The organism is Streptomyces sp. NPDC048269 (assembly GCF_040652395.1).
Classification (GTDB): domain Bacteria; phylum Actinomycetota; class Actinomycetes; order Streptomycetales; family Streptomycetaceae; genus Streptomyces.
The window spans coordinates 119,334-141,280 of record NZ_JBEZLW010000014.1 but is presented as its reverse complement, the minus strand read 5'-3'; the positions used below and the strand labels follow the sequence as shown (position 1 = coordinate 141,280).

Annotated in this window: 19 protein-coding genes and 1 pseudogene; 15 read left to right on the top strand and 5 right to left on the bottom strand. The window is 72.2% G+C overall.

Going from position 1 to position 21,947, the window contains the following annotated elements:
- The first annotated feature begins 9 nt into the window (after positions 1-9).
- Positions 10-750 carry an SseB family protein gene (locus tag AB0D48_RS18360; protein ID WP_362397319.1) on the top strand — a complete coding sequence of 247 codons (741 nt, stop codon included), beginning with the start codon at positions 10-12 and terminating at the stop codon, positions 748-750.
- A 108-nt stretch (positions 751-858) separates the two neighbouring features.
- Here AB0D48_RS18360 and AB0D48_RS18355 read toward each other — a convergent pair whose 3' ends face one another.
- Entirely contained in the window at positions 859-1,236 is a 378-nt protein-coding gene (locus AB0D48_RS18355; protein ID WP_362397316.1) for a DUF1844 domain-containing protein, read from the bottom strand.
- A gap of 354 nt (positions 1,237-1,590) precedes the next feature.
- Here AB0D48_RS18355 and infC point away from each other — a divergent pair, with 354 nt between their 5' ends.
- From infC to AB0D48_RS18310, 9 genes are all read left to right on the top strand, one after another.
- Positions 1,591-2,325: a translation initiation factor IF-3 gene (infC, locus tag AB0D48_RS18350; protein WP_362397313.1), complete on the top strand. Its 735-nt coding sequence runs from the start codon at positions 1,591-1,593 to the stop codon at positions 2,323-2,325.
- Positions 2,326-2,429: 104 nt separating this feature from the next.
- The gene (gene rpmI, locus AB0D48_RS18345) at positions 2,430-2,624 is read left to right on the top strand and encodes a 50S ribosomal protein L35 (protein WP_030387121.1); all 195 of its coding nucleotides are present in this window, start codon (positions 2,430-2,432) and stop codon (positions 2,622-2,624) included.
- Positions 2,625-2,727: 103 nt separating this feature from the next.
- Complete coding sequence (gene rplT / locus AB0D48_RS18340; RefSeq protein ID WP_007263143.1) at positions 2,728-3,114, top strand: 50S ribosomal protein L20; 387 nt, start codon at positions 2,728-2,730, stop codon at positions 3,112-3,114.
- A gap of 214 nt (positions 3,115-3,328) precedes the next feature.
- Complete coding sequence (locus AB0D48_RS18335) at positions 3,329-4,189, top strand: RNA methyltransferase (protein ID WP_362397311.1); 861 nt, start codon at positions 3,329-3,331, stop codon at positions 4,187-4,189.
- Between the two features lie 55 nt (positions 4,190-4,244).
- Positions 4,245-5,474 (top strand): ATP-binding protein, encoded by a 1,230-nt coding sequence (locus AB0D48_RS18330; protein ID WP_362397308.1) that lies wholly within the window; start codon positions 4,245-4,247, stop codon positions 5,472-5,474.
- A 156-nt stretch (positions 5,475-5,630) separates the two neighbouring features.
- Entirely contained in the window at positions 5,631-6,758 is a 1,128-nt protein-coding gene (gene pheS, locus AB0D48_RS18325) for a phenylalanine--tRNA ligase subunit alpha (protein WP_362397305.1), read from the top strand.
- A complete protein-coding gene (gene pheT / locus AB0D48_RS18320) occupies positions 6,758-9,286 on the top strand; it encodes a phenylalanine--tRNA ligase subunit beta (protein ID WP_362397302.1) in 2,529 nt (842 codons plus the stop codon). Before pheS ends, pheT begins: the two co-directional genes overlap by 1 nt.
- Positions 9,287-9,801: 515 nt before the next feature.
- Positions 9,802-11,142 (top strand): transcriptional regulator, encoded by a 1,341-nt coding sequence (locus AB0D48_RS18315; RefSeq protein WP_362397299.1) that lies wholly within the window; start codon positions 9,802-9,804, stop codon positions 11,140-11,142.
- 53 nt (positions 11,143-11,195) lie between these two features.
- On the top strand, positions 11,196-11,732 hold the full coding sequence (locus AB0D48_RS18310; protein WP_362397296.1) for an NUDIX hydrolase: 537 nt from the start codon (positions 11,196-11,198) through the stop codon (positions 11,730-11,732).
- Positions 11,733-11,786: 54 nt separating this feature from the next.
- On the opposite strand, the gene AB0D48_RS18305 is transcribed toward AB0D48_RS18310, so the two are convergent.
- Complete coding sequence (locus AB0D48_RS18305; RefSeq protein WP_362397293.1) at positions 11,787-12,689, bottom strand: 3-hydroxybutyryl-CoA dehydrogenase; 903 nt, start codon at positions 12,687-12,689, stop codon at positions 11,787-11,789.
- Positions 12,690-12,843: 154 nt separating this feature from the next.
- Between AB0D48_RS18305 and AB0D48_RS18300 the strand changes: the two genes are divergently transcribed.
- Positions 12,844-14,088 (top strand): family 10 glycosylhydrolase, encoded by a 1,245-nt coding sequence (locus AB0D48_RS18300; protein WP_362397290.1) that lies wholly within the window; start codon positions 12,844-12,846, stop codon positions 14,086-14,088.
- A 19-nt stretch (positions 14,089-14,107) separates the two neighbouring features.
- Here the strand turns inward: AB0D48_RS18300 and AB0D48_RS18295 are convergent, their stop codons facing one another.
- Positions 14,108-14,305 (bottom strand): DUF1918 domain-containing protein, encoded by a 198-nt coding sequence (locus AB0D48_RS18295; RefSeq protein WP_319723247.1) that lies wholly within the window; start codon positions 14,303-14,305, stop codon positions 14,108-14,110.
- A 57-nt stretch (positions 14,306-14,362) separates the two neighbouring features.
- Positions 14,363-15,358 carry a DMT family transporter gene (locus AB0D48_RS18290; protein ID WP_362397286.1) on the bottom strand — a complete coding sequence of 332 codons (996 nt, stop codon included), beginning with the start codon at positions 15,356-15,358 and terminating at the stop codon, positions 14,363-14,365.
- On the opposite strand from AB0D48_RS18290, the gene AB0D48_RS18285 reads away from it, so the two are divergent.
- Genes AB0D48_RS18285 through AB0D48_RS18275 form a run of 3 tightly spaced genes read left to right on the top strand, consistent with a single transcriptional unit; the run spans position 15,357 to position 18,223 of the window.
- A complete protein-coding gene (locus AB0D48_RS18285; protein WP_362397283.1) occupies positions 15,357-16,826 on the top strand; it encodes a PLP-dependent aminotransferase family protein in 1,470 nt (489 codons plus the stop codon). The genes AB0D48_RS18290 and AB0D48_RS18285 overlap by 2 nt on opposite strands.
- A 31-nt stretch (positions 16,827-16,857) precedes the next feature.
- Entirely contained in the window at positions 16,858-17,433 is a 576-nt protein-coding gene (locus AB0D48_RS18280; protein WP_362397280.1) for a histidine phosphatase family protein, read from the top strand.
- Between the two features lie 40 nt (positions 17,434-17,473).
- Positions 17,474-18,223: an N-acetyltransferase gene (locus AB0D48_RS18275; RefSeq protein ID WP_362397277.1), complete on the top strand. Its 750-nt coding sequence runs from the start codon at positions 17,474-17,476 to the stop codon at positions 18,221-18,223.
- Positions 18,224-18,428: 205 nt separating this feature from the next.
- On the opposite strand, the pseudogene AB0D48_RS18270 reads toward AB0D48_RS18275, so the two are convergent.
- Positions 18,429-18,839: pseudogene (locus AB0D48_RS18270) on the bottom strand (transposase family protein); the annotation flags it as partial.
- A 192-nt stretch (positions 18,840-19,031) separates the two neighbouring features.
- Between AB0D48_RS18270 and fxsT the strand changes: the two are divergent.
- The coding region (fxsT, locus tag AB0D48_RS18265) for an FxSxx-COOH system tetratricopeptide repeat protein (RefSeq protein WP_362397274.1) at positions 19,032-21,947 on the top strand (2,916 nt) is incomplete at its 3' end.

Genomic DNA, 21,947 nt, shown 5'->3' with positions numbered 1-21,947 from the left:
GTGGCGAACATGGCGAACAAGAACATTCCCGACCCGGGCTTCTCCGACGACGACGGCTCGGCCGACCCGCGGCTGAGCGCGGCCCTGGCCGCGTGGGCCGAGGACCGGACGAACGAGCCCCGGGTGCTGGCGGCCCTGAAGGAGGCCCGCCTGCTGGTCCCGGTCGTCGCCGTCCTCGGCGAGGTGGAGACCGACCCGGAGACGGGCCTCAAGCGCGAGAAGACCAGCGACATGGCCGTCCCGACGCTGCGGGCGGGCGACCGGCGGGCGCTGCCCGCCTTCACCTCGACCGCCTCGCTCGCGCTCTGGGACCCGGCCGCACGGCCGGTGGCGGTCCCGCTGCACCAGGCCCTGGCGGCCGCCGCGCACGAGAAGGCCGACACCCTGGTCCTGGACCTGGCCGGTCCGGTCACCTACCAGCTGACCGGCTCCGCGCTGCTCGCGCTGGCCGAGGGCCGCACGGACGCGGACCCGCTGGCCGACCCCGCCGTACGGGAGGCCGTACGGGCCGCGGTGGCGGCGGAGGAGGCCGTGCTCCGCGCCTACCTGGGCCCGGGCTCCGCGGATTCCGACGGCACCCTCGCGATCGTGCCGGCCGCGGACGGCCAGGCACCCGCGGCGGCCCGCCGGGTCGCCGAGGCCCTGGCGGCGGACGAGACCCTGCGGGCCCGGCTGGTGCGCGGGCTGGACCTGGCGCTGCTGCCGTCGGACGCCCCGGCCCCGCCCGGCGAGGCGCTGTTCACCCGCTGAACGAGCGCCCGCCCGGCGAGGCGCTGTTCACCCGCTGAACGAGCAGGAACGACGAAGGGTGGTACCGGAGCATTCCCGGTACCACCCTTTTCGCCGTGCGGCGGTGACTCAGCCGAAGACCGGCCCCGTGAACTTCTCGCCCGGCCCCTGGCCCGGTTCGTCCGGGACGATCGAGGCCTCGCGGAAGGCCAGCTGGAGCGACTTCAGGCCGTCCCGCAGCGGGGCGGCGTGGAAGGAGCTGATCTCGGTGGCGCTCGCGGTGACCAGGCCGGCGAGAGCCGTGATCAGCTTGCGGGCCTCGTCGAGGTCCTTGTGCTCGGAGTCCGGCTTGTCGAGGCCCAGGTTGACCGCCGCGGCGCTCAGCAGGTGCACGGCCACCGTGGTGATCACCTCGACGGCGGGGACGTCCGCGATGTCGCGGGTCATGGCGTCGTAGTCGGGGGTGCCGTCGGCAGTGGGGTCGGCGGGGGAGGTCGCGTCAGTCATGCTCCACACGATAAGCCGGTCGGGGGTCGTCCCCGACCGGAGTACCGGGTGAGCGGCTCCGGCGCGGAATGCTATATTGGGTCACGACCGGCCGGAGACGTATGTCCCCGGCCCACAAGTGGAGGCTCCGATCTCCCACCCGACCACCCTCCGGGGAGGCGGGTCACCGGTCAGGTGGCATCCATCGTTCCGTACGGACGATGGAAAGCTGCCCGAGTCTGCGCCCCGCGGTTCGCACGCGGCGGTGCTCCGGTCGTTTTGGAGCCCCTGCCTGTGCCCGGCGGGGCTTTTTTCATTCTCCCGCTGCGGTCGGTCTGACGGAAATACACGTCAGCGGCTGTCTGCCAGGCAGCCGTGTGGTGCTACCGAGGAGGATCCATCAGCACCGAGCCCCGCATCAACGACCGGATTCGCGTTCCCGAGGTACGACTCGTCGGTCCCAGCGGCGAGCAGGTCGGCATCGTGCCGCTTGCCAAGGCGCTTGAGCTCGCGCAGGAGTACGACCTCGACCTGGTCGAGGTCGCGGCGTCCGCACGCCCGCCGGTCTGCAAGCTCATGGACTACGGCAAGTTCAAGTACGAGTCGGCCATGAAGGCCCGTGAGGCGCGCAAGAACCAGGCGCACACGGTCATCAAGGAAATGAAGCTCCGGCCGAAGATCGACCCGCACGACTATGACACCAAGAAGGGTCACGTCGTTCGGTTCCTCAAGCAGGGCGACAAGGTCAAGATCACGATCATGTTCCGTGGTCGCGAGCAGTCCCGGCCGGAACTCGGCTACCGACTGCTGCAGCGTCTCGCTTCGGACGTCGAGGACCTCGGGTTCATCGAGTCGAACCCGAAGCAGGACGGCCGAAACATGATCATGGTCCTCGGTCCGCACAAGAAGAAGACCGAGGCGATGGCCGAAGCCCGCGAGGCGCAGGCCGCCCGCAAGGCCGAGCGCCAGGGTGTCGCCCTCACCGACGACGAGGCTCCTTCCGCGGAGACCGTCGAGGTCGAGGCCGAGGCCACCGAGGTCGCCGAGGACGAGGTCACCGAGGCTGCCGCCGAAGAGGCGCCCGCCAAGGAGCCGAACACCGAGGCCTGATTCCGGGGCAGCCCGCCTCGGATCACCGAAACAACATGACGCTCCCGCGAGCCGGTCCGGTACTGGACCGGTGGGAGCGCCACCGACGAGGAGATAACGGCGCTATGCCGAAGAACAAGACGCACAGCGGTTCCAAGAAGCGCTTCAAGATCACCGGCTCCGGCAAGGTGCTCCGTGAGCGCGCCGGCAAGCGCCACCTGCTCGAGCACAAGTCGTCCCGTGTCACCCGCCGCCTGACCGGCACCGCGGAGATGGCCCCCGGCGACGCCGCGAAGATCAAGAAGCTTCTCGGCAAGTGACGTCCTCCGCTCCCCCTGGCGGGAGCGGTGACGTCAAGACCGGGACCCCATCGAATTCGGGCCGTGTGAAGACACCCACGGCCCCGCTACAAGGAGTTAAAAAGTGGCACGCGTCAAGCGGGCAGTAAACGCCCACAAGAAGCGCCGGGCAATCCTCGAGGCGGCCTCCGGCTACCGCGGTCAGCGTTCGCGCCTGTACCGCAAGGCCAAGGAGCAGGTCACCCACTCGCTGGTCTACAACTTCAACGACCGCAAGAAGCGCAAGGGCGACTTCCGTCAGCTGTGGATCCAGCGCATCAACGCCGCTGCCCGCCAGAACGGCATGACGTACAACCGCCTCATCCAGGGTCTGAAGGCCGCCAACATCGAGGTGGACCGCAAGATCCTCGCCGAGCTGGCCGTCAACGACGCCAACGCGTTCGCCGCGCTGGTCGAGGTCGCGCAGAAGGCCCTCCCGGCCGACGTCAACGCCCCCAAGGCTGCTGCGTAAGGCTTTGCCGGCGGCTTGAAGCAGTCGGCACCCACGGACCCGCAGGCGATTGCCTGCGGGTCCGTGTGCGTTCGCCCCGCCCCCGTCGGGGCACCCCCGCGACCCCACGCCCCCGCGACCCGCCAGCCCCGCGCGCTCCGCCCCCGCACGGCGATCGCCCGCCCGTGGCCGTCCGGAGCGGCGCTCCGGAACCCGAGAGAGAACCCCTGAGACCATGCGCACCCCCGCCGAGCTGATCTCCCTCCGATCCCCGCGGGTGGCCGCCGCCAGGCGACTGGCGCGGCGGAACTTCCGCACCAAGGAGCGCCGGTTCATCGCCGAGGGCCCGCAGGCGGTCCGCGAGGCCGTCGAGCACCGCGGGACCGGGGGTACGCCGACCCTGATCGAGCTGTTCGCCACCGTCGAGGCCGCCGAGCGGTACTCCGAGATCGTCGAAGCCGCCCTGCACGCGGGCGCCCGCGTGCACTACGCCTCCGACGAGGTGCTCGCCGAGGTCTCGCAGACCGTCACCCCGCAGGGTCTCGTCGGCGTCTGCCACTTCCTGGACTCGCCCTTCGAGGACGTCCTGGCGGCCCGGCCGAAGCTCGTCGCCGTCCTCGCGCACGTCCGCGACCCCGGCAACGCCGGTACGGTGCTGCGCTGCGCGGACGCCGCCGGCGCGGACGCGGTGGTACTGACCGACGCCTCCGTGGACCTCTACAACCCCAAGTCCGTACGGGCCTCCGTGGGCTCCCTCTTCCACCTCCCGGTGGCGGTCGGCGTCCCGGTCGAGCGGGCCGTCGAGGGCCTGCGCGCGGCGGGCGTACGGATCCTCGCGGCCGACGGGGCGGGCGAGGACGACCTCGACGCCGAGCTGGACGCGGGCACCATGGGCGGGCCCTCCGCCTGGGTCTTCGGCAACGAGGCCTGGGGTCTGCCGGAGGAGACCCGGGCCCTGGCGGACGCCGTCGTACGGGTCCCGATCCACGGCAAGGCGGAGAGCCTGAACCTCGCGACGGCCGCCGCGGTCTGCCTGTACGCCTCCGCGCGTGCACAGCGGGCGCCCGGAGGGTGCCGCTCCGTGACCCCCAGCTAGTAATGTGGCGGCCCGGGGGCCCACTGCGCTACTCGGAGATGTGGGGTACGGGGACATGACCGTCGGTACGAACAGCTCACCGGGGGCCGTCACGGCGGCCCCGGCCGGAACCGGCGGCCGAGAGGCCCCGCCGGTGAGCGATGCCCTCGCCGGCGTCCCGCCGCAGGCCCAGGCCCCGGCCGGCCGCGTCCTGCCGGCGGCCCGTGGCGCGGTCCCGGGCGGCGACACCCCCGGTGACGGGCTCAGCTTCGGGGTCGACCCCGACGACCTGCCCGACGGGCTCGTCGTCGCCGACGACACCGGGCGCGTGATCTGCTTCAACTCCGCCGCCGCACGGATCACAGCCCTGTCGCCGGACCAGGCGCTCGGCGCCCGCATCGACGCCGCGCTGCCGCTGGAGGACCTCGAAGGCCGCCGCTGGTGGGCGCTGACCGATCCGTACGGCGGCCTCGCCACCCGCCGCGGGCAGCCCGAGCGCAACCTCCTGCTCCCCGGCGGGCGCGAGGTGCTGGTCTCCGCCCGGTACGTCCGCACCCACCCCACCGGCCCGCTGCGCCGCCTCGTCATCACCCTGCGCGGCACCGAGGCCCGCCGCCGCACCGAGCGCAGCCATGCCGAGCTGATCGCCACCGTCGCCCACGAGCTGCGCTCCCCGCTGACCTCCGTCAAGGGGTTCACCGCGACGCTGCTCGCGAAGTGGGAGCGGTTCACCGACGACCAGAAGCGGCTGATGCTGGAGACCGTCGACGCCGACGCCAACCGCGTCACCCGGCTCATCGCCGAGCTCCTCGACATCTCCCGCATCGACTCCGGCCGCCTGGAGGTGCGCCGCCAGCCCGTCGACATCGCCACCGCCGTCGGCCGCCACGTCCAGGCGCTCACCGCGAACGGCCAGGCCCCCGAGCGCTTCCTCGTACGGGTCGGCCGCCCGCTCCCCGACCTGTGGGCCGATCCGGACAAGATCGACCAGATCCTCGGCAACCTTCTCGAAAATGCGGTGCGCCACGGGGAGGGAACGGTCACCATCGACGTATCGCCGCACGAGAAGGGAACCGCCGTCACCGTGACCGACGAAGGCCCCGGGATCCCCGAGGAGTCGATGGGCCGCGTCTTCACCCGCTTCTGGCGGGGGAGCAAGCGCGGCGGCACCGGCCTGGGCCTGTACATCGTCAAGGGCATCGTGGAGGCGCACGGCGGCACCATCACGGTCGGCCGCGGCCCCGGCGGCGGCGCCGAGTTCCGATTTATCCTGCCCGTGAGCGCCCCGGCGTACCTCACGCAGTAGCACTGCGGAGCGTCTCGCCAGGCGGCCCACGGGCCTCCTTCACCCCCAGCGACCTTTAGACTCGTCCTTTGGCACCTTTGTGTCCTCGTGGCGAGCGTGTCGGTCGAGCGCGCCGCGCGGGGATCCACCAGCCAGCCATCGGAAGTACGGGAAGAGATGTCGGCACCGAACAAGTCGTACGACCCTGTCGAGGTCGAGGCACTGAAACCGGAAGAGATCGAGCGCATGCGGGACGAGGCGCTCGCCGCCTTCGCGTCCGCCGGCGACCTCGACGCGCTGCGTGAGGCGAAGACCGCGCACATGGGCGACCGCTCGCCCCTGGCGCTCGCCAACCGCGAGATCGGCGCGCTGCCCCCCCAGGCCAAGGCCGAGGCGGGCAAGCGCGTGGGCCAGGCCCGCGGCGCCGTGAACAAGGCCTTCGGGGCCCGCACGGTCGAGCTCGAAGCCGAGCGCGACGAGCGGGTGCTGGTCGAGGAGGCCGTGGACGTCACGCTGCCCTACGACCGCGTACCCGCCGGCGCACGGCACCCCCTGACCACGCTGATGGACCGCATCGCGGACATCTTCGTGGGCATGGGGTACGAGGTCGCCGAGGGGCCCGAGGTGGAGGCGGAGTGGTTCAACTTCGACGCCCTCAACTTCACGCCCGACCACCCGGCGCGCCAGATGCAGGACACCTTCTTCGTCCAGGGGCCGGAAGGCACCGAGGGCGACGAGTCCGGTGTCGTGCTGCGCACCCACACCTCCCCGGTGCAGGCGCGCTCGCTGCTGGAGCGCAAGCCCCCCGTCTACATCGTCTGCCCGGGCCGGGTGTACCGCACCGACGAGCTCGACGCGACGCACACCCCGGTCTTCCACCAGGTCGAGCTGCTCGCCGTGGACGAGGGCCTGACCATGGCCGACCTCAAGGGCACCATGGACCACATGGTCCAGGAGCTCTTCGGCGAGGGCACGACCACGCGCCTGCGCCCGCACTTCTTCCCCTTCACCGAGCCGTCCGCCGAGATGGACATGCAGTGCTACGTGTGCCGCGGCGAGTCGGTGGGCAACCCCGACCGCCCGTGCCGCACCTGCTCCAGCGAGGGCTGGATCGAGCTCGGCGGCTGCGGCATGGTCAACCCCAAGGTGCTCATCGCCTGCGGTGTCGACCCGGAGAAGTACAGCGGGTTCGCCTTCGGGTTCGGCATCGAGCGGATGCTGATGTTCCGTCACAACGTTGAAGACATGCGAGACATGGTCGAAGGTGACGTTCGCTTCACCCGGCCGTTCGGGAGTGAGATCTGATGCGCGTCCCGCTTTCCTGGCTGCGGGAGTACGTCGACCTCCCCGCGGGCGAAACCGGTCGTGACGTGGCGGCCAAGCTCGTCGACGCCGGCCTCGAGGTCGAGACCGTCGAGCAGCTCGGCGGCGGGCTCGAGGGCCCGCTCGTCGTCGGCCAGGTGCTGACCATCGAGGAGCTCGAGGGCTTCCGCAAGCCGATCCGTTTCTGCACGGTCGACGTCGGCCAGGCCAACGGCACCGGCGAGCCGCAGGAGATCGTCTGCGGCGCCCGGAACTTCTCCGTCGGCGACAAGGTCGTCGTGGTCCTGCCCGGCGCGGTGCTGCCCGGCGACTTCGCGATCGCCTCGCGCAAGACGTACGGCCGTACCTCGCACGGCATGATCTGCTCCGGCGACGAGCTGGGCATGGGCGACGACGGCACGCACGGCATCATCGTGCTGCCGCCCGAGTACGAGGTCGGCACCGACGCGATCGAGCTGCTCCAGCTCGTCGACGAGGTCCTCGACATCGACATCACGCCGGACCGCGGCTACTGCATGTCCATGCGCGGTGTCGCCCGCGAGGCGGCCACCGCGTACGGCCTGCCGCTGCGCGACCCGGCGCTGCTCGACGTCCCGGCGCCGAACTCGTACGGCTACCCGGTCGAGGTCGACGACCCGGCCGGCTGCGACCGCTTCACCGCCCGAACCGTGACCGGCCTCGACCCCGAGGCGCGGTCTCCGATCTGGCTCACCCGCCGCCTCCAGAAGGCCGGCATGCGCCCGATCTCGCTCGCCGTCGACATCACCAACTACGTGATGCTGGAACTCGGCCAGCCGCTGCACGCCTACGACCGCTCGCGGATCGACGGCGCCATCGGTGTCCGCCGCGCCGAGCAGGGCGAGAAGTTCACCACCCTCGACGGGGTCAAGCGCACGCTCGACGCCGAGGACCTGGTGATCACCGACAACAGCGGGCCGATCGGGCTCGCCGGTGTCATGGGCGGCGCCGACACCGAGATCGCCGACTCCGTGACCGACCCCGAGACGGGCGCCGTCACCGGGACCACGGACGTGGTCATCGAGGCCGCGCACTTCGACTCCGTGTCGATCTCGCGCACCGCCCGCCGCCTGAAGCTCTCCTCGGAGGCCTCCAAGCGCTTCGAGCGGGGCGTCGACCCGCTGGCCGCCGCCGCGGCCGCGCAGCGGACCGTCGACCTGCTCGTGCTCCTCGCGGGCGGCACCGCCGAGGCGGGCGTCACCGAGTTCCTCGCCCCGGGCGCCCCGCGCACCATCGCGATGAGCGCGGACCACCCGGACCGGGTCGCGGGCATGGACTACGGCCGCGAGACCGTCGTACGCCGCCTCCAGGAGATCGGCTGCGACGTCTACGGCCAGGACGAGCTCGTCATCACCGTCCCCTCGTGGCGGCCCGACCTCGCCGAGCCCAACGACCTCGCCGAAGAGGTCATCCGGCTGGAGGGCTACGGGAACCTCCCGTCGACCCTTCCTCAGGTGCCCTCCGGCCGCGGTCTGACGGCGCGGCAGCTGCTGCACCGCCGGGTCGGCCGCGCGCTGGCCGGCGCGGGCTACGTCGAGGCGCTGAGCTACCCGTTCATCGGCGAGGGCGTCTTCGACCAGCTCCAGCTGCCGGCGCACGACGCCACGCGCCAGGTCGTCAAGCTGGTCAACCCGATCTCCGACGAGGAGCCGGCGCTGCGCACCACGCTGCTGCCGGGTCTGCTGGGCGCGCTGCGCCGAAACGACAGCCGGGGCAGCCACGACCTCGCGCTCTTCGAGACCGGTTCGGTCTTCCGGGCCGCCGCGCAGCCGGGTGTCGCCGTACGGCTGCCCGTCGACCGGCGTCCCACGGACGAGGAGATCGCCACCCTGAACGCGGCCCTGCCCGCGCAGCCGCGGTATGCCGCGGTCGTGCTGGCCGGTGCGCGCGAGCAGGCCGGCTGGTGGGGCAAGGGCCGCCCGGCCGACTGGGCGGACGCGGTCCAGGCCGCGCGCTCGCTGGCCGTCGAGGCCGGCGCCGAGCTCGTCGTCCGCCAGGGCCAGTACGGTCCCTGGCACCCGGGCCGCTGCGCCGAGCTGGTCGTCACCCTGGACGGGGTGGAGACGGTCATCGGCCACGCAGGTGAGCTGCACCCGCGCGTCGTCAAGGCGATGGGCCTGCCGGCCCGCACCAGCGCGATGGAGCTCGACCTGGACCGCCTCGCGGCGGCCGGTGGCGAGGCCCTCCAGGCGCCCCGGATCTCCTCCTTCCCGGTGGCGACCCAGGACGTCGCGCTGATCGTCGACGCGTCGGTTCCGGCGGCTTCCGTCGAGGCGGCGCTGCGCAAGGGCGCGGGTGAACTCCTCGAATCGCTGCGGCTGTTCGACGTGTTCACCGGCGAGCAGGTCGGTGAGGGCAAGAAGTCCCTGGCGTACGCGCTGCGCTTCCGCGCGGCGGACCGCACGCTGACGGCGGAGGAGTCCACGGCGGCCCGTGACGCGGCCGTGGCCCTGGCGGGCGAGCGGACCGGGGCGGTGCTCCGGGGCGCGTAGCCGCCGCCTGCAAGGCCTGTATGAGGGGCGCATCCGGATCACCGGATGCGCCCCTCATCCGTTCGGGTGACCGCGCTGCGCGCAGCCGGGGCTCCGCCGCAGCCCCCGCGCCTCGAACGCCGGCGGGGCTGTATTCCGGCTGATACCGTCCGCCCGTGCGGCCCGCCGGCGTCGGAGGCGGAGCCTGGGGGGAGTGTGGGGCGGAGCCCCGGGAAGCCCGGGCAGCCGGCCGGTTCCGCCGGGCCGGCGACCAACCGGGCGCCGGCGGAACCGGGACGCCGCCCGCCTGCCGTGGAGTGTCGGGCAGACAGCAGGACGGGCGGCGCGGTGCGGGTCGTCGCACTGTACGAGGGGGAGCCGACGACCCGAGCTGCCTCTTGGCGAGGCCCTTAAGTGAAGCGCCCCCCAGTGCCCGCGCGGCAGAGTGCGCATCGCATTTATGCGCGTACTTGGTTCACACCCCGTGTGAACCGCGCACCCACTAGCCTGAGACCGACGAGCCCTTGGAGCGGCCCATGCAGCCCAATGTCCTGCTCGACGCCCTCCTCGCCGAGGCGGGAATGTCCCACGCCGGACTCGCCGCGTACGTGAACCAGGCAGGCCGCACCCGCGGTCTCGCCCTGCGCTACGAACACACCGCCGTCGCCCGGTGGTTGAAGGGCCAGCGCCCCCGCGGCCAGGTCCCCGACCTGATCTGCGAGGTGCTCGGCGGCCGGCTGCGGCGGCCCGTCGGGCTGGACGACATCGGGCTCGGCGTGCCGGGCGGGGCAGCCTCCGCGCAGGCCTCCCCGCTCAGCGGCTTCGTGGACCGGGCCGCGGCCCTGTGGCGGTCCGACGGGCAGGCCCGGCCCCAGCTGCTCACCGCCGGGGCGGTCACCGGGACCCCCGCCGTCATCCCGGTCTGGGAGTGGGAGAACCCGCCCGAGGACGCCGACGTCTCCCGCGAGGGCCCGGACCGGATCGGGCCCGAGCACATCGAGATCCTGCGGGCCGCCCGCGCGCACTACGAGCTGATGTACCGCCGGGCCGGCGGGGTGGCCACCCGGGACCGCATCGTCCGTTTCCTCGGCACGGAGACCGCGCCCATGCTGCGCGGCAGTTACCCCGATGCCCTCGGCCGGCGGCTGCACCGGGCCACCGGGTCCCTCGTGGCGGTGGCGGGGATCTGCGCGTACGACTCGGACGCCCACGGGCTCGCCCAGCGCTACTTCCACCAGGCCCTGCGGCTGGCCAAGGCGAGCGGGGACCGCGGCCTCGGGGCGTACGTCATCGCGCTGATCGTCAATCAGTCCCTGCACCTGCGCGAGTACCGCCAGGCCGTGGCCTTCGCCGAGGCGGCGCTGCGCGCCGCGGGCCGGCACACCACCCCGGCGCTGGCCGCGGACCTGTACGCCATGCAGGCCAAGGCGTACGCCCAACTCGGCGACACCCGGGCGGCGTTGGCCTGCATCGGGAACGCGGAGGCAGCGGCCGAGCGGATCAGGCCGGGCACCGAACCGGACGAGACCGGGTACGTACAGCCGGGACTCGTCAACGTCCAGGTCGCCGAGGCGCTGCTCGGCCTGGGAGACCTTGCCGCCGCGCACGAACAGGCGACCGCGGCCGTCGGCACCCCCGCCCACGATCGCGGCCGGGTGCACCGGCTGGCGATGCTGTGCGAGATCCAGCTGCGCCAGGGAGAGGCGGACCGGGCGGTGGCGGCAGCGGCCGAAATGGCCGAGCGGGCCAAGGGGATGGAGTCGCTGCGGCTGCGCGACCGGTTGCGGGCGGTCCGCGAACAGCTGCTGACCAGCGGTTGTTCGGGCGCGGAGGAGACCGCCCAGCTCATCGACGGGGCGCTGCGCGTTCCCCTCTGACGGCTCGAACTGCTGCCATGTTGCCACCCAACCGAACGGAAGGTGGCACAGCCGTGCAGTGGACGAACCTGAGTGAGCAGACTGTGTACAAGAACCGCTGGTTCGACGTGAATCTGGCCGATGTGGAACTCCCCGACGGCCGGCACCTCGACCACTTCGTGATCCGGCTGCGTCCGGTCGCCGTCGCCACGGCCGTCAACGAGGCCAACGAGGTGCTGCTGCTGTGGCGGCACCGCTTCATCACCGACAGCTGGGGGTGGGAGCTGCCCGCCGGGGTGGTCGAGGACGGGGAGTCCGTGGAGACCGCGGCCGCGAGGGAGATGGAGGAGGAATCGGGCTGGCGCCCCGGGCCGCTCCACCACCTGATGACCGTCGAGCCGTCCAACGGGCTGACCGACGCCCGCCACCACCTCTACTGGGCGGACGGAGCCACGTACACCGGCCCTCCCGAGGACGCTTTCGAGTCCTCACGCCGCGAATGGGTCCCGCTCAAGCTCGTGCCGGACATGATCGCGCGGGGGGAGATCCCGGCCGCCAACATGGCGGCCGGGCTGCTGCTCCTGCATCACCTCAGGCTGGGCCGGCCTTAGACCCGGGCGCGGGACCCAGCGGTGGGACCCGGTCCTGGGAGCCGGCCCCGGGGCTCATCCGTACGGGTAGAAGCCCGCGCCCGTCTTGCGGCCCAGGCGGCCCGCGTCGACCATCCGCTGGAGCAGCGGGGGAGCGGCGTACAGCGGCTCTTTGAACTCGGCGTACATGGAGTCGGCCACCGAGGCCACCGTGTCCAGACCGATCAGGTCCGCCAGCTTCAGCGGGCCCATCGGGTGGGCGCAGCCCAGCTCCATGCCGTTGTCGATGTCCTCGCGGCTCGCGATGCCCGACTCGAACATCCGGATCGCGGACAGCAGGTACGGGATGAGGAGCGCGTTGACCACGAAGCCGGACCGGTCCTGGGCGCGGATCGCGTGCTTGCCCAGCACCTTCCCGACCAGGGCCTCGGCCCGCTTGATGGTCTCGTCGCTCGTGGTCAGCGCCGGGATCAGCTCCACGAGCTGCTGCACGGGGGCCGGGTTGAAGAAGTGGATGCCGATGACCTGGTCGGGCCGCGAGGTCGCGACGGCCAGCTTGACCAGCGGGATCGAGGAGGTGTTGGAGGCCAGGATCGCGTCCGGCCGGGTGATCACCTGGTCGAGGACCTGGAAGATCTCCGTCTTGACCTGCTCGTTCTCGACGACAGCCTCGATGACGAGGTCGCGGTCGGCGAACTCGCCGAGGTCGGTGGTGAAGGTGAGGCGGGCCAGGGTGGCGTCCCGCTCCTCCTCGCTGATCTTGCCGCGTTCGGCGGCCTTCGTCAGGGAGTTGTGCAGCCGGGTGCGCCCGATCTCCAGGGCCTCGCCGGTGGTCTCGGCGACCTTCACCTCAAGACCGCTGCGGGCGCACACCTCCGCGATGCCCGCGCCCATCTGGCCGCAGCCCACTACGCCGACCCGTGTGATGTCGGTCGGGAGGGTAGAGAGGTCCGTCACTTCGTGCCTTTCGCTGCTCATCCATCGCGGGTCCCCCGGGCCTGACAGTGGTAACTGCGTTCCGGCGCCCGCCACGCCCCCCGACGTTACCCCCGACCTTGCCCCCGGTGGCGGGCCGGGGCGGGCATGCTGGGCGCACACAGGGCAATGTCACGCAACGGAACGGAGTCGTCACATGGCGTACATCGGGCGGCGGGGGCTGCTGGCAGGGGCCGCTGGGGCGCTGGCCTCGGCGGCATCGGGCCGGGCGGGGCTCGCGTGGGCGGCGGCGCCCGCGCGAGCCCGCGAAGCACCGGCCGCGGAGTTCCGGGGGATGTGGATCGCCTCCGTGGCGAACGTGGACTGGCCCTCCGAGAGCGGGCTGTCGGCCCAGGAGCAGCGGGCGCAGCTGCTCGGGCTCCTGGACACGGCGGTGAGGCGACGGCTCAACGCCGTGATCCTCCAGGTCCGGCCGGCGGCCGACGCGCTGTGGCCCTCACGGCTGGAGCCGTGGTCGCAGTGGCTGACGGGGGAGCAGGGGGTGGATCCGGGCTGGGACCCGCTGGGCACGGCCGTCACCGAAGCGCACGCCCGCGGGCTGGAACTGCACGCCTGGTTCAACCCGTACCGCGTGGCCAACCACACGGACCTCGACCTGCTGGCGCCCGAGCACCCGGCCCGGCTCCATCCCGACTGGACCGTCGAGTACGGCGGCAAGCTCTTCTACAACCCCGGTCTGCCCGAAGTGCGGCTCTTCGTCCAGGAGGCCATGCTCGACGCCGTCACCCGCTATCCGGTGGACGGGGTGCACTGGGACGACTACTTCTACCCGTACCCGGTCGAGGGGGAGGAGTTCGACGACGACGACGCCTACGAGGAGCACGGGGCGGACTTCCGCTCCCGCGCCGACTGGCGCCGCCACAACACCGACACCCTGGTCAGCGAGATGTCCGCGCGGCTGCGGCAGCTCCGGCCCGCGGTCCGGTTCGGCGTCAGCCCCTTCGCGGTCTGGCGCAACGCCGACCGTGACCCCCTCGGTTCGGCCACGCGGGCGGGCCTCGGGACGTACGACGACCTGTACGCGGACACCCGCAAGTGGGTCATCGAGGGCTGGATCGACTACATCGTGCCGCAGGCCTACTGGCAGATCGGGCACCCGACCGCCGACTACGCCGACCTCGTTCCCTGGTGGGCTCGGACCGTCGCGGGCACGAAGGTACAGCTGTACGTGGGGGAGGCGCTGTACCGCTGCGACGCGGACAGCCCCACCGCGGCCTGGCGCGACCCGGCGGAGCTCTCGAAGCACCTGCGGTTGGCCCGCGGATACCCGGAGGTCCGCGGCCACGTCTACTTCTCGGCGAAGCAGGTGGCCGCGGACCCCAACGGAGCGATGGCCCGGGTGGTGGCCGACCACTACGGCTCGGCGGTGCCTCCGCGCTGACCCGGTGCCACGAGCTCGTTCAGTGCTCGGGCTCTGAGGGGTGGCGGACCGTGCAGTCGGGTCCGGGAGCCATCAGGGCCTCGTGGCCGTCCTGGAAGCGGACCCGGTACGGGGGAGTCCCGTTTTCGCCCAGGACCTGGGTGATCTCGCCCACCTTGTCGTGCTGTCCGACGATCCTGCCGTGCTGCACCAGCTGGTCGCCCTCGGTCGCGCGCATAACTGACCTCCTCGGTGGCGGTCCGATCCGGTGCTAGCAGTTTAGGTCGTTCGCGCCCTATTTGACCCGTTGGGTCACTGCGATGCAGATGAGGACCGCGCAGGCGGCCACCGGGGCGGCGGGCGAGAGCCGCTCGCCGAGCAGTGCCACCGACCAGACCAGGGTCAGCAGCGGCTGGGCGAGCTGGAGCTGGCTGGCCCGCGGCGCGCCGATCTCGGCCATCCCGCGGTACCAGACGTACAGGCCGAGGAAGGTGGATCCGGCGGCCGCCCACACCAGGCCCGCCACACCGTGGCCGGTGAGGTGCACCGGCTCGTACGCGAGCCCCAGCGCGGAGCCGGCCAGGCTGAGCGGCAGGCACAGCACGAGCGCCCAGCCGATCACCTGCCAGCCGGGCAGCGTCCGGGCGAGGCGGCCGCCCTCGGTGTACCCGGCGGCGCACACCAGCAGGGCCCCGAACAGGTAGGCGTCGCCGGCGGAAAGCGAACCACCGCTCTGCGCCACGGTGAAGCCGAGGACCACGGCGGCCCCGGCCAGGGCCGCGGCCCAGAAGCGGCGGGATGGCCGGGCCCCGGTGCGCAGCGCCGAGAGGGCGGCCGTGGTCAGTGGAAGCAGCCCGACCACCACGGCGGCGTGGGAGGTCGTGGAGGTCGTCAGCGCGAGGGTGGTGAGCAGGGGGAAGCCGACGACCACCCCGGCGGCGACGACGGCCAGCCCGGCCCAGTGCTCGCGTGCGGGCAGCGGGACCCGGCGCGCCAGCAGGAAGGCGCCGGCGATGACGGCCGCGAGGGCGCTGCGCAGGGCCACCAGCGACCAGGGCCCGAAGCTCTCCAGGCCCCAGGCGGTGGAGGGGAAGGTCAGGGAGAAGGCGATCACGCCGAGCAGGGCGAGGGCGGTACCGCGGCGGCCGGAGGGGCGGCTCCGGGACGCGGAGGCCTCGGACACGTAGCCCGCGGACGCGGAACCCTCGGAGGTGCGGCTCCCGGACGGCCGGGCCGAAGAACCCTCAACCGCTATCGTCATCGGTGCGGTAGCGCTATTCTGTGCTGTCATGTACGAGCGTAGCAGTGTGGCAGAACTGGCCGATTCCCTGAGGTCTGAACTCAACCGCTACTCGGTGGGTGGAAAGCTCCCGTCGAGCCGAGCCCTGGTCGAGCACTACCGGGTCAGCCCCGTGACCGTTTCCCGGGCCCTCGCCCAGCTCGCCGCCGAGGGCCTGGTCGTCACCCGGCCCGGCGCCGGGGTCTTCCGCGCCCGGCCGCGTACGTCGGCCCCCGCGCCCGGGGACACGTCCTGGCAGGAGGTCGCCCTCAGTGCGGAAGGGGCCGGGGAGGTCGTCCCGCGTTCCGTGGACGCCACCGGGGTGCTGACCACGCTGGCCGCGCAGCCGCCCGGGGTGATCGAGCTCAACAGCGGCTACCTGCACCCCTCCCTCCAGCCCGAGCGGGCCATGGCCGCCGCGCTGGCCCGGGCCGGGCGGCGGCCCGGGGCATGGGGGCGGCCGCCCGTCGAGGGACTGCCCGAGCTGCGCGACTGGTTCGCCCGGGAGATCGGAGGATCCGTCGGGGCCGCCGACGTGCTGGTCACCGCGGGAGGGCAGAGCGCGCTGTCCACCGCCCTGCGGGCGCTCGCGCCGCCGGGTGCGCCGATCCTGGTGGAGTCCCCGACCTACCCCGGGCTGCTGGCCATCGCCCGTGCCTCCGGCTGCCGGCCCGTGCCGGTCCCGGTGGACGCCGACGGGGTCCGGCCGGAGCTGCTCGCCGCCGCCTTCGAAGCCACCGGGGCGCGGGTCTTCGTGTGCCAGCCGCTGTTCCAGAACCCGACCGGGACGGTGCTGGCCCCCGCGCGGCGGGCCGAGGTGCTGCGGATCGCCCGTGCCGCCGGGGCCTTCGTGGTCGAGGACGACTACGCCCGCGCCCTGGCACACGAGGACGCGGGACCGCTTCCCGCGACACTGGCCGCCGAGGACGCGGACGGGGTGGTGGTGCACGTCCGGTCCCTGACGAAGGCCACCTCGCCCAGCCTGCGGGTCGGCGCCCTCGCCGCCCGGGGGCCGGTGGTGGACCGGCTGCGCGCGATCCAGGTCGTGGACAGCTTCTTCGTGCCCCGGCCGCTCCAGGAAGCCGCCCTGGAGCTGGTCGGCGCACCCGCCTGGCCGCGCCACCTGCGGACCGTGGCCGCCGAGCTGCGCCACCGGCGGGACGTGCTCGCGGGGGCTCTGCGGCGGGAGCTGCCCGGGCTGGAACTGTCGCACCTGCCCTCCGGCGGCTACCAGTTGTGGGTGCGGCCGGCCGGCGGGGAGGACGACGCCGCCTTCACGGCGGCGGCCCTGCGCGCCGGGGTCGCGGTCGCGCCCGGCCGCCCGTACTTCTGCGCCGAACCTCCGGGCCCGTACCTACGGCTGAGCTTCGCCGGGGTTTCGGGCCCCGGCGAACTGGTGGAGGCGGTCCGGCGGCTGAAGGGCGGGTCGGCTGACGGGTCGGCGGACGGGTTCGCGGGCGGCCTCGGTCCGGACGCTTGACCCCGCGCGGCGCGCGGCTCACCATCGCCGCATGCATGTTCGGGTTTCGCTCGTCGCCGCAGCCCGCAGTTCCTCGCTGCTCGCCGAGCGCTTCGACGACGACCGGCCGTTGGACGGCCCCGGCTGGCGTTCGGTCGAGTGCGCCGCCCGGGGGCTCGTACCGCTGGGCGCGGCCGAGCTGCGCTACTGCTCGCCGACCCCGCGCAGCCGGGCCACCGGCGAGGCCCTCGGGTACGCACCGCTCGCCCAGCCCGCGCTCCGCGAGTGCGACATGGGCCGCTGGCGGGGGCTGACCCTGGCCGAGGTGACCGCCCACGAACCCGGGGCGGTGGACCTCTGGCTCACCGACCCGTGCGCCGCTCCGCACGGTGGGGAGTCGCTGCTCGCCTTCATCGCCCGGATCGGCGGCTGGCTGGATACCCGGCCCGCCGACGACGGGGGCGAGATCGTGGCGGTGGCGGAGCCCTCCGTGGTCCGGGCCGCCCTGGTGTACGCGCTGAAGGCGCCGCCGCTGACCTACTGGAACGTGGACGTGCGGCCGCTGTCCACGATCACCCTGACGGGGTGGTCGGGGCGCTGGCACCTCTCCCTCCAAGCCCCCGTGTAATTCGATTGAGTCCGGCCGGGCTCGCTCTTAGCCTGCGGGGATGACCGGAATCATGATCACCACGCTCGCGGAGCGGCCGGAACTGACGGCGCGGCTCTGGGACATGCAGGACTCGTGGCCCGAGTTCGCCCAGCACGACGCGCTGGCCTGGCTGCTGTATCCGCGGATGGTGGCGGAATTCCCGGAGTACGTCCTGATCGCCACGGACGGCGACGCGGTGGTCGCCCGGGGCTTCAGCGTGCCCTTCGCGCAGCACGCACCGGGCCGCGACGGAGTGCTGCCGGCGCAGGGCTGGGACCGGATCCTGATGTGGGCCTTCTCCGACCTGCGCCGCGGGACCGTGCCCGACACGGTGAGCGCGATCGAGATCAGCGTCGCCGCCGACCGGCAGGGCGAGGGCCTGTCCGGCCGGATGCTGGCCGTGATGCGGGAGAACGCCCGTGCCCGCGGTTTCGTCGAGGCGGTGGCGCCGGTCCGGCCCAGCGGAAAACCGGCCGAGCCGGACACCTCCATCCACGAGTATGCGTACCGGACCCGCGCGGACGGCCTCCCGTACGACCCCTGGCTGCGCGTCCACGTCCGGGCGGGCGGCGCCATCGACTCCGTGGCTCCGCTCTCGATGACGATCAACGGCTCGCTCGCGCAGTGGCGCGACTGGACGGGCCTGCCCTTCGACGCGCCCGGCCCGGTCCACGTCCCGGGCGCCCTCGCCCCGGTCCACTGCCACCCGGAACAGGGCTACGCGGTCTACGTGGAGCCGAACGTCTGGGTCCGCCACCCGCTCCGCTAGCACGATGTGACCGAGACCGAGCGCTCCGGTCGGCCGAGCGGGCCGACCGGAGCGCTCGGCCATGTCCGGGTGAGACTGAGCAGCCGATCTGGCGGACTGAGCAAGCGACTTGGCGGGGCTGAGTAGCCGATCTAGCCCTTTGGTGCTCCCTGTCTCGTCTCACCGATGGTTGACCGATTCTCAGCGAAGGGTTGACTGAGTGTTTTCAGCGCTGCTGCTCCAGGGTGAGGACGGCCTTGGCGATTGACGTCATTCGATTCGGGCTGCATCGCGATCTTCGGAAGATCCGCCAGGACTTGAGTCGTGTCATGCCCGCGTTCGACGGGCGCTCGGGATGTGGCCAGTGCCCGGTTGACCGTCCGTTCTGCCGGGGTCAGCTGTCCGCCGGGTGGGTGTTTGCGCCCGGTGGTGACCCAGGGTCCGGCGCCGGTGTAGGCGCGGTCGGCCAGGATGGGGACGCCCTGGCGTTCGCAGATCCGGATGATCCGATGAGTGCGAGCCGCGGGCAGGTCGTGGCACCGGCCCGGCAAAGCTGGCGAGACCACAGCACGTGCCCGGTTGGGTCGGTCACGACCTGCACGTTCACACCGTGGCGGCGGTGCTTTTGCGAGTAGTCGGGGTGCCGGTAAGAACCCTGCCAGCAACCGCAAACGAGCAAGGTGGTGAAGATCGCGTGGCAGGTGCGGATGCCCACAAACAGACAACGTCGGAGAATGAGGTTGAGGGTTGATCCCCACAAGGCGCTGCCTGCAGTCCGTCTGGTGTGGCGATACAGCCTGAGGGGCCACTCAGGTGAGGAGGCCAGAAGATGCTGGCTGAGACCCTGGTAGAGCTAGCTACAGCTGGCGGCACCGCGGTGGCGCAGACTGCCGGTACTGATGCATGGAATGCGTTTCGGCGGGCGGTTGCGCGCTGGTTCGGGCGGGGTGATGCCCAGCGAGAGCAGGCAGCGTTGGAGCGCCTGGCCCAGACCGCGACCTCCCTGCAGGCCGCCACCAACCCTGCCGACGCAGAGAGAGCGCGGATCAGCCAGGAGGCATTTTGGCAGGCCCGCATCGAAGCCATGCTGGAGAACTTGGACGCGGCAGACCGCAGGCAAGCCGCTGATCAGCTGCGTGCTCTGCTAACCGAGTACGCCTCGCAGGGCGGAGTGAGCGGCGGACTGGCGGCAGCCTACAATGTGAGCATCCATGCCGAGCACAGCTCAATCGCGGCCCAGGCCATCGGAGGGGGTGCGCACATCACCTCCGAGGCCGGATTCGCCCAAGGACTGAGCGGACCGGCCAGCCTCGACCAGACGCTCGGCTACGTCGGCGCACCGGGAAGTGTCACCGCCGTCGGTCACAGCATCGCCGCCGGCCGAATCGACAAGGTCAACTATCACGCCGCGCCGCGCTCCCCGGTGACCTGGCCACACCTGGTCGGCGTGCTGCCCCGGCAGGCCGACTGCTTCCAAGACCGTGCCACCGCCCAGCAGCTGGAGCACGCGGCAGACGGCGAGGACGCCGCCGTGCACGCCCAGGTACTGACCGGATTCGGCGGAGTAGGCAAGTCCCAGCTCGCAGCCCGTTACGCTCGAACCCTGTGGCAGGCCGGGAAGCTGGACCTGCTGGTTTGGGTCACCGCCGCCACCCGCGACGCGGTCGTCACCGGCTACGCCCAAGCCGCAGTCGAGATCCTCGGCGCTGACCCCACCGACCCGGAGACCGCCGCACGGGGGTTCCTGGCCTGGCTGGAGCCCAAACCCGGCACTATGCGCCGCTGGCTGGTCGTACTCGACGACCTTGCCGACCCAGCCGACCTGCGTAATCTGTGGCCTGCCGCCAGTATCCACGGTCGCACCCTTGTCACCACCCGCCGCCGCGACGCCGCTCTCACCGGCCACGGCCGCCAACTTGTGCCTGTGGGCCTGTTTACCGCCGACGAGGCAACCGCCTACCTCACCACAACCCTGACCGCACACGGCCGGCACGAATCCCCCGGCTGCCTCGCCGATCTCGCCGACGACCTGGGATACCTTCCGCTGGCGCTGTCCCAGGCCGCCGCGTACCTCCTCGACGTTGGCCTGGACTGTGTCACCTACCGGCATCGACTGGCCGACCGCGCGAGCGCCCTCACCAACGTGCTGCCCACCCCCTCGGGACTCCCCGATGATCAGGCAAACAACGTCGCGGCCACCTGGTCCCTGTCCATTGAGTGCGCGAACCAGCTCCCCCCAGCGGGTCTGGCCCGTCCCATGCTGCAGCTCGCCGCAATGCTCGACCCCAACGGCATCCCCGCCGCCGTCTTGACAAGCCTGCCAGCTCTAAACCACCTCGCCCACCCCCAAATCGCTGCCCCAGGACAAACCCACGCCGGAGAGATCACGGCCCCAGAAGCCATAGAAGCTCTGCGTGCGCTCCACCGGCTGAGCCTGATCGACCACACCCCCAGCAGCCCACACCGCACTGTCCGCGTCCACCAGCTCCTACAACGCGCCATCCGTGACCCTCTCCCCAATGACCAGCACAACCAACTTGCCCGTGCCGCCGCCGATGCCCTGATGGCCGCGTGGCCCGAGATCGAACGCGACACTGCCCTTGCCCAGGCTCTGCGCGCCAACTTCGAAATCCTGACCCTCCACGCCAAAGACGCCCTGTACCAGCCCGATGCCCATGTGGTGCTCAGCTACGCTGGTACAAGTCTCGGCAAGGCTGGCCAGGCCACGGCTGCCTGCCAGTACTTCCAGCAGCTAGCCAACGACACCCAGCACCATCTGGGGCCCGACCACCCCCACACCCTCTTCGCCCGGGGCAACGTCGCTTACTGGCGGGGGAGTGCGGGGGACGCGGCCGGCGCAGCAGCCGCTCTTGAGCAGGTGCTGGCGGACCTAGAGCGGGTACTGGGGCCCGACCACCACAACACCCTCGCCGCCCGGCATAACCTCGCTAGCTTCACGGGGAAGGCGGGGGACGTGGCCGGTGCTGTCACCGTCTTTGAGCAGGTGCTGGCGGATCAGGAGCGGGTACTGGGGCCCGACCACCCCGACACCCTCACCACCCGGAACAACCTCGCCTACTGGCGGGGGGAGGCGGGCGACGCGGCTGGCGCGGTAAGCACTTTTGAGCAGGTGCTGGCGGATAAGGAGCGGGTACTGGGGCCCGACCACCCCGACACCCTCACCACCCGGAAGGGCCTCGCCTACTGGCGGGGGAAGGCGGGGGACGCGGCTGGCGCTCTCACCGCCTTTGAGCAGGTGCTGGTGGATCAGGAGCGGGTACTGGGGCCCGACCACCCCGACACCCTCAACACCCGGAACAACCTCGCCTACTGGCGGGGGAAGGCGGGCGATGCGGACGGCGCAGCAGCCGCTTCTGAGCAGCTGTTGGCGGACCAGGAGCGGGTACTGGGGCCCGACCACCCCGACACCCTCGACACCCGACACCAACTCGCAGGCTTCAGAGGGGAGGCGGGGGACGCGGCTGGCGCTGTCACCGCTTTTGTGCAGGTGCTGGCGGACCGCGAGCGGGTACTGGGGCCCGGCCACCCCGACACCCTCACCACCCGGAACAACCTCGCCTACTGGCGGGGGAAGGCGGGGGACGCGGCTGGCGCTGTCACCGCCTTTGAGCAGCTGTTGGCGGATCAGGAGCGGGTACTGGGGCCCGGCCACCCCGACACCCTCACCACCCGGAACAACCTCGCCTACTGGCGGGGGAAGGCGGGGGACGCGGCTGGCGCTGTC